The following is an 8018-nucleotide window of genomic DNA, read 5'->3' as shown; positions in this document are numbered from 1 at the left end:
TAAAAAAGTAGCCATCTCAGGTGCTAAAGCTTAGCCGATCACTGCATAATTACCGTTATAGGTTCACCGTTAACACCCAATTAATGTATATCTATGAGAAAGCATCTCTTCCTTTTTCTGGCGCTGGGCTTTTGGGCCTTGGGCTGCACCGAACGCTCCCGCGAGGTAGCTGACACCGAAACGGAGACAGTAGCCGATAGCGACAGCACGGCCATACAACCCGCACTACAGGCTATAACTGCTACCAGTTTATTGGCTCACACCAAGGTGCTGGCCTCCGATGCCTACGAGGGCCGTGGCCCCGGAACACGTGGCGAAGACTCTACCGTAAATTACCTGACGCGCCAGTTTAAGCAGCTCGGCCTCGCCCCCGGCAACCCCGATGGCTCCTTTGTGCAGCAGGTGCCTATGTTTGGTTTTGCCGCTACTCCACAAGCCTCTTTTACGGCAGGAGGGCAAAAAATCAACCTGGAGTTCCCGAAAGATTATGTTGCCGTATCGCGCCGATTTGTGCCGGATATCAACATCGATAACTCTGATATAGTGTTTGTAGGCTACGGCATTGTAGCGCCCGAATACGACTGGGACGATTTTAAAGGACTCGATGTAAAAGGAAAAACTATTGTAATGCTCATAAACGACCCACCTATCCGCAGCGCCACATCTCCTGATAAACTCGACAGCACCATGTTTGGCGGAAATGCCATGACCTACTATGGCCGCTGGACTTACAAATATGAGATTGCTGCCGAAAAGGGAGCAGCTGCCGCCATTATTATTCACGAAACCGGTCCGGCAGGTTATCCTTACGAAGTAGTGTCGGGCAGCTGGAGCCGCGAGAACTTCGACATAAGCGCAGCCAACAAAAACATGGACAAAACTGCCGTAGAAGCCTGGATTACAACCGAAAAAGCCCAGCAGCTTTTTAGCGCCACCGGCAACAGCCTCGAAAAACTAAAAGAGGCCGCCCAGCGAAAAGATTTTAAGCCTGTTACGCTCAATGCCAAAGCTAATTTTAAAATGAAGAACAAACTCCGTGAGATTAATTCGCGGAACGTGGTAGCAAAGATCGAAGGCTCCGACCCGGATCTAAAGAATGAGTACATTGTGTACACCGCCCACTGGGACCACCTGGGCAAAGACGAAAAGCTGCAGGGAGACCAGATCTACAACGGCGCCCTCGACAATGCCACCGGCACAGCCGGCCTTCTTGAACTAGCCAAAGCCTTTGCAGCCTTACCCGAAAAGCCAAAGCGCTCTATTCTGTTTCTGGCTGTAACTGCCGAAGAAAAAGGCCTGTTAGGTTCAAAATATTATGCCAACAACCCGCTTTACCCGCTCAACAAAACACTGGCTAACATAAATATGGATGGCCTGAACACCTATGGCACCACCGAAGATGTAATAGTGGTGGGCTATGGTAACTCGTCGTTAGAAGATATTTTAATGGAAGAAGCAGCTACGCAAAACCGGCGGGTAGTGCCAGAAGCGACTCCGGAGAAAGGCTCCTTCTACCGCTCCGACCACTTTGAGTTTGCCAAACAAGGTGTACCGGCACTCTATGCAAAATCAGGCATAACTGTCCGGAACCAGCCCGCCGACTATGCCACCAAACTCCAGGAAGCCTATACCAGCAACGACTACCACAAAGTAAGCGACGAAGTGAGAGACGACTGGAATCTGGAGGGGGCCATAGAAGACCTGCAACTTTTCTTCAGGGTGGGTTACCGTGTGGCAAATGGCACGCGCTACCCCGAGTGGAAAGACGGCACCGAGTTTAAAGCGCGACGCGATAAAATGCTGGTGCAGTAGCATTAGCTTCGACTTAACTTTATACTTCTTAAAAAAAGAGCGCAAACACCGGCCGGAATAATTGGACTAAACCAATCAACACCATTCTAAACCATCAGCATATGCGAGCCACATCTTATACACCTCGCTATACATTTAATTATATTTATATAAAAACCACAGCAGTTACGGTTTCTCAACACCAGCAGAAACGACTCTTTGATCAGGAGCTTCCACACTAAAATAACAACACTTAACTTTGGTTAAAACTCTTTTCACAAACTAATTTACATACTTTTATTTTTTCACGCGTATAAGGAAGTACAATTTTTATTTCAAACGAAATGAATTAGTCATGAAAAAGAATATGAAACTAGCTTTTGCCGCATTTGCACTTTTAGCTTTTACGGCATGTGGCACCGATAATAATACAGCAACAGAATCTGATACGTCCAGCATGCCAACAGATGCCAGCATGGGCGATGATATAAGCCTTGATATGGAAGAAGACACTACCGTGGTACTACAAGACACAACTGTTAAAGATGGTGTCGTAGATGAGATACCAGAGGAACAACCGTAGGTTCAGACAGAATAATTAGATAAATTTGAGAGGTCTCTGCTTTTTTTGCAGAGACCTTTTTTTGTAACAAAAGCGCCTGAGCTGTTAAAAAAAGCGTACCTAATGCACGAATAACTGGCACAGACAAGGTTAATGATTTATATTTAAGGATGGAACACACGCCTATTGTACACGAAGGCACCGCCATTGTGCTAGTAGAAAACCACGCAGATTTTATGGAAGCGGTTGCTCAACTGGGCAAGAGCACAGAACTGGCACTTGATCTGGAGTTCGACCAGAACCGGTTTTCATATGGTTTCACGCTTTGCCTGATTCAGGTAACCGACGGCTCCGGCACCTGCTACATCATCGATCCGTTTAAAATAGAGAACCTGGAGCCGCTTTATGAGCTTTTTGCATCGCCGGCCATAACCAAAATCATACACCACGCCAACAACGATATTCTGCTGCTCGACAAGCTGGGCTGCAAGATCAAAGGCGTTATGGATACGGATGTGGCAGCTAAAATCCTGAACTACGAGCGTTCTTCCTTGGCCACCGTTATGAAAGAGGAGTTCGGCATTGAAGTAGATAAAAGCCAGCAGTCGAGCAACTGGAACAAGCGCCCACTTAACGAAGACCAGCTCCGCTATGCGGCCATCGATGTTATTTACCTGCACCGCGTAAAACAAAGACTGGTAGAGAAAGTACAGGAGGCTGGCAGGCTGCCTTGGCTGGAAGAAGAAAACCTGTTGCTCGAGCGCCTGTTTTACGCAGAGCCCGAAAACCCGCACCTCCGGCTGCGCAGCGCGTACCAGCTTAACCTGTACCAGCAATTTATCTTAAAAGAGCTGTTCAGGTTCCGCGACAGCATAGGCCAGAAGTTCGATAAACCTGCCGCCTATATTATTGCCAACGATGCCCTGGTAGAATTGGCCAACAACCCCAACACCGACATACACGAATGGCTGAACCACACTAAAGGGCTGCATGCCGGACTTAAAAAGCCTGCAAACGAAAAGCTACTGATAGAGGCGCTGGAACGGGCTAAAAAAGAAGCCAAAGAGCAGAACATCAGCCACGACTACGCCGAAAACCGTTTTCAGCGCCCGCTCCGCACGCCCGAAACGGAGCAACGCAAAGAGGCACTGACGCAGGTGCAGAAAAAGATCGTTGAAAAATACGGTGAATTTGCCTCCAGGCTCATTATTACCCAAAGCCTGATAACCGAATACAGCCAAACCGGCAAACTGCGCTGCACCAAGCAATACGGCATGGATATTCTGCTCGAAACAGCCACTGAAGAAGGAATAGAATTACCGACTCCTACACTCAAAAAAAGTAAGCTCGAAGAGTAATGCTTCGCTAAATTAGAAATTAGAAATTATTGCGCGTCCACTCTCTGGGTTACTATTTAAAGCCTCTGCCCGTCACAGAAGTGAAAGCAGATCACAGTCTTCCGCTATTTATTAATCTGGAGGAGCACCAGAAATGGAGCGGTTGTAAAGATAAAATTTTGAATGAGTGAGTTTTGAATGAATGGGACTATTTTCTATGCCTCATTCACAATTACTCTCCAATAATTAAGAAATAATTCAGCCAAATTATTCTAATGAAAATGACTTCCCGAAGAAATTTTTGGGGTAAAACACATAGGGTACAAGACAAACTACCCATGAAACAACTTCTTCAGATGAGCATTTCATAATTTTGAATTTGGCGCAGCAGTAAATTATTCTAATCAAAAAGGCCTTCCAAAGAGTTTTTGCTGGTTTTAGGTCAAGGCCTGGCACTTTTAAACCGACACGCATGCAAGACTTTACTGTTACCATTGTTCAGACAGCGCTTTACTGGCAGGATGCAGAGCAGAACCGCAGTATGCTGGCTGAGAAATTAGCTGCAGCTGCTCCCAAAACCGACCTGATTGTGTTGCCTGAAATGTTTACCACCGGTTTCAGCATGAGTGCTGCTGAACTGGCAGAGACACCTGAAGGAGAAACACTTGCCTGGATGCGGCAACAGGCAAAAACGCATCAAGCTGTGGTAACAGGCAGTATAATTGTGCAACAGGAGCAGGCCTTTTATAACCGGTTGCTGTGGGTGCAACCCGATGGCAGCTACCGCACCTACAACAAAAAGCACCTCTTCCGAATGGCTCATGAGCATCACACCTATTCCTCCGGATCTGAACAGCTGGTGGTGGAGCTAAAGGGCTGGCGCATACGCCCTCTGGTTTGCTACGACCTGCGTTTCCCGGTGTGGAGCCGCAACGTCGGGAACAGTTACGACCTGCTGCTGTACGTAGCCAACTGGCCCGAAGCCCGCAAACTGGCCTGGAGCACCCTGCTGCAGGCCCGCGCCATCGAGAACCTGGCTTACACCATTGGCGTGAACCGGGTTGGCACCGATGGCAACGGCATCCCCTACTCCGGCGACTCAGCCATTATTCACCCAAAAGGCATCAAATTATTGGAAACGAGCCAGCAGGAAGGCATTTTCACCTTGACGCTCAGCAAGCAGGAACTCACAGACTTCAGAGAAAAATTTTCGGCACACCTCGATGCGGATGCGTTTAGGTTGGAATAGAAGCTACATTTCGGGCAGCAGTTCACCTGCCATGAGTTTAGGCGCAGCCGTAACTTGTGGTAAAACATGAGGCAAGTTTTCAACTCGCATACACCAGCAGATTTCACATATCCGCAAGTTGAAAATCATTATCCAGCACCCAAATACCCCTGCAGTGCCTCCTGCAACTGCGCATCCGCCTCCACAACTTTATAGGTCAGCTGCGGTCTTGCCTGCAGCATCCGGAGCAGGCGTGCGTTGTTGCCGGAGAGCAGCAGCAGACGACCAGCGTTGGGTTGCAGCAGTTCCTCCACGAGCGGCATCAGCTTTCGGAAATCTGTTGCGTCTGCCTCCGACCTAATGCAAACCGCCACCTGTTCAGCCTCCTGTAGCAGGCGCAGGGCGTAGTGCTGCAGCATGTCATCGGAGTTTGCGTCGAGGTCCAGCGTGGCGACTTCGGGAAAATTCTTCTTTGCCCATACCAGCACGGGCTGCCCGTAGGTAGTAATGGCTGTTGGCAGCAGGTTCAGGTACAGAAGAGCTTTCATTATTGCACGATCAGCTTTTTAACCTGCTGGTCTCCTTTGGCGTTAGTGGCTCTAACAAAATAGATACCGGCTTTGTATGTTCTTAAATCGAGGCTATGGGTGCGGCTGAAACTGCTGGTGCTCTTGTAGACAACCCGACCTATGCCATCGTAAACAGAAATAGCAACAGGCTCGGCAGCTCTTACCGTTGCCACACTAAAACGTTGTGCATTCCATGGGTTCGGATACACTTCCAGCCCAAGCCCCTCTACCGGCTCGTTAGGGTTATGCTGCAGCCCTTCTGTTTGCTCCAGCAGGTACATACCACCCGCCTGTGTGCCTACTGCCAGGAACAGTTTATCAGAACCTCCCAGGCCTGCCATAGCTACACCGGTAGCACGCCCAAACCGGCTCATTTCTGCTTTTTGAGTTAATGCATTTTCGAGAACCTGGCTTTCTTCTACAAATGTGCTGCTCAACTCTTTTGTAAAGTCGCGGTAAATGCGGAGCACCCCACTATCGTCTACTGTAATTAGCTCCGGAGTGCCGTTACCATCTAAATCTGCTGCAAGAGGGTAAATATTTCTGCGGAAGTAATCGGGCACAATTCCACCAAGCGTAAGGGTTTCCAGTACAAAATCAGGAGCACTTGCTGTGCCTATGTTACGATGAAACTCTAAGCCGCCGTGGGCTTTCCCGAGCAGCAGGTCCAGGTCACCGTCATCGTCTACATCTACAAAGCAGGGCGAGTCGCCATCGGTGGTAGCGCGAATGAGCTGTAGCCTGGCAACATCCAACTGAAAGGCCTTGCCTGCCCCACCTGTGTTCGGAATATAGTTGATCTGGGTTCTGTTTAGCTGCTTCCGGCTGAAGGTGAGGACCAGATCAGGCACGCCATCGTTGTTAAAATCGGTGAAAGCAGGTTTTATACGCAGGTATTCGTTAGCAGCCAGGCCCAGGTAATCGTCTGTAGCAAGTGTAAAAGCAGGTTCGGTGTTGGTGCCAGTGTTCAGATACAGACTAAGCGATGCCGTGTACTTCCCGTTGCGGAGAGAAGCCGCATTCCCCACCAGCAGGTCGAACTTTCCGTCACCATCTATATCAGCAAAAGCCGGGAAAGCGCCCTCTCCCAGGTCTATCATCTGGCCCTGCAGAAAATCCTCCTGCACAAACTCGAACTCAGGATGATCTTCTGCTCCGTTATTCTTGTAGAGCCAGACGGCATGCTGCATTTCGCCTAAACTGTCGTTCACGCTGATGTTCGGGGCCACCAGCAGGTCGGGCACACCATCAAATGTTACATCTTCGTAGTAAGGTGCCGTAAACAATCTGAAATTGGCGGGCCTGGTATTGAGCGGGAACGAAGGCTCCAGCGATTGCATGAGGGCTTTGGTGGGTGTACCCACATTCTCCATCATCTGCAGGTTATGGCAGTAAATGTTTCCCATCAGCAGGTCTTTGTCGCCATCGCCATCGAGGTCTATGGCCAGCAGGGCGGAGCCGTCGTGGCCGCTGTGCAGAGGCGCGGCTACTCTGCAGAACCCTCCGAACACAAAGTTGTTGCAACCGTCGCACTCTGTTATGCCTCCCCACCAGTTAGTTTCCTGCACAAACCGGAGTTCGTTGCAATCCAGGCCCTGCTCTACCCGCATGTTACGGTGGTACTCCATGGTTTCTCCCAGCGAGAATTCTGTAGTAATAATATCGAGGTCACCATCGCCATCCATATCAGTAATGATAGGTATATCAGCGGAGCCCATCTGCATATTGCTTCTCCTCACGTTGTTGTTGCTGTAATACAAGGCATCTTCGGCCAGCACAAACGTAATTTTGTTGTCTTCGCCAATAACCTGCCGGTACACCTGTATGCCAAGCGGGGCAGAGGTGAAGATATCTTTCAGCCCATCGCAGTTGTAGTCGCGCAGCAAAACCCAGTAGCTTAGCTCTTTCGGAAACAACGACTCGTACTCCGGGGCATATTTGTAGCGCCACACACCATTTTCCTGTACGGCCAGCCAGGTATACACTTTCTGCATGGTTCTGTCGAAGGCAAACAAGTCTTCCTGCCCGTCCTGGTTCAGGTCTATGGTCGAGAACTGTGGCGAGTTGAGGCCACCACTCCAGGGTGCTTCTAAAGCACCTGCAGCATGAGTAACGGGCACATCGTGGCAAAGCTTAAACTGCATCGGCACCTGTTGCGCCAGGCACAGAGAGCAGGTAAAGAGCAGACAGAATAAGATTGTAATTAGTCTTGACATATCCAGGTAATCAGGCGTGGCTGCCGTTTTAGAAAAGAATATTATGGCTTGGTAATGGCTATGCTATCGCTTTTCCGGTTTCTGGTGTAACTTGCTTTCGCAGCAGAAACTTCTTCCATAACGTATAAACCGGTTGCAACAGCATTTAGTTAAGATAAAATTAAGCAATTCATGCCGCATACAATTGAATTTCTTTACCAAAAGTACCTGGAGTGCCACCATGTAAGCACCGACTCGCGCGCGGCGCAGGAGCAGAGCCTGTTTTTTGCGCTGAACGGCCCAAACTTTAAAGGCGCAGCTTTCGCCACCGCTGCC

Annotated in this window: 6 protein-coding genes; 4 read left to right on the top strand and 2 right to left on the bottom strand. The window is 49.3% G+C overall.

Annotated features, from left to right (window positions below; genetic code table 11):
- Positions 1–93 precede the first annotated feature (93 nt).
- The 4 genes from FVR03_RS23110 to FVR03_RS23095 all read left to right on the top strand — a co-directional run bounded on the left by FVR03_RS23110 (position 94) and on the right by FVR03_RS23095 (position 4939).
- Positions 94–1812 carry a M28 family metallopeptidase gene (locus FVR03_RS23110; RefSeq protein ID WP_147924146.1) on the top strand — a complete coding sequence of 573 codons (1719 nt, stop codon included), beginning with the start codon at positions 94–96 and terminating at the stop codon, positions 1810–1812.
- A 334-nt stretch (positions 1813–2146) separates the two neighbouring features.
- Positions 2147–2374 (top strand): hypothetical protein, encoded by a 228-nt coding sequence (locus FVR03_RS23105; RefSeq protein ID WP_147924145.1) that lies wholly within the window; start codon positions 2147–2149, stop codon positions 2372–2374.
- A 149-nt stretch (positions 2375–2523) separates the two neighbouring features.
- Positions 2524–3711, top strand: a complete 1188-nt coding sequence (locus FVR03_RS23100) for a ribonuclease D (protein WP_147924144.1) — start codon at positions 2524–2526, stop codon at positions 3709–3711.
- A 451-nt stretch (positions 3712–4162) separates the two neighbouring features.
- A complete protein-coding gene (locus FVR03_RS23095) occupies positions 4163–4939 on the top strand; it encodes an amidohydrolase (RefSeq protein ID WP_147924143.1) in 777 nt (258 codons plus the stop codon).
- 128 nt (positions 4940–5067) lie between these two features.
- On the opposite strand, the gene FVR03_RS23090 is transcribed toward FVR03_RS23095, so the two are convergent.
- The gene (locus FVR03_RS23090; RefSeq protein WP_147924142.1) at positions 5068–5466 is read right to left on the bottom strand and encodes a hypothetical protein; all 399 of its coding nucleotides are present in this window, start codon (positions 5464–5466) and stop codon (positions 5068–5070) included.
- On the bottom strand, positions 5466–7703 hold the full coding sequence (locus FVR03_RS23085; protein WP_147924141.1) for a T9SS type A sorting domain-containing protein: 2238 nt from the start codon (positions 7701–7703) through the stop codon (positions 5466–5468). The genes FVR03_RS23090 and FVR03_RS23085 overlap by 1 nt, the downstream gene beginning before the upstream one ends.
- Positions 7704–8018: the final 315 nt, after the last annotated feature.

The organism is Pontibacter qinzhouensis (assembly GCF_008017455.1).
GTDB classification, from domain to species: Bacteria; Bacteroidota; Bacteroidia; order Cytophagales; family Hymenobacteraceae; genus Pontibacter; species Pontibacter qinzhouensis.
This window is presented reverse-complemented; position numbering and strand designations above follow the sequence as displayed.

Excerpts from the sequence above, each read along its gene's own strand:
- FVR03_RS23110 (WP_147924146.1), top strand. The coding sequence starts at position 94 with ATGAGAAAGCATCTCTTCCTTTTTCTGGCGCTGGGCTTTTGGGCCTTG.
- FVR03_RS23105 (WP_147924145.1), top strand. The coding sequence starts at position 2,147 with ATGAAAAAGAATATGAAACTAGCTTTTGCCGCATTTGCACTTTTAGCT.
- FVR03_RS23100 (WP_147924144.1), top strand. The coding sequence starts at position 2,524 with ATGGAACACACGCCTATTGTACACGAAGGCACCGCCATTGTGCTAGTA.
- FVR03_RS23095 (WP_147924143.1), top strand. The coding sequence starts at position 4,163 with ATGCAAGACTTTACTGTTACCATTGTTCAGACAGCGCTTTACTGGCAG.
- FVR03_RS23090 (WP_147924142.1), bottom strand. The coding sequence starts at position 5,466 with ATGAAAGCTCTTCTGTACCTGAACCTGCTGCCAACAGCCATTACTACC.
- FVR03_RS23085 (WP_147924141.1), bottom strand. The coding sequence starts at position 7,703 with ATGTCAAGACTAATTACAATCTTATTCTGTCTGCTCTTTACCTGCTCT.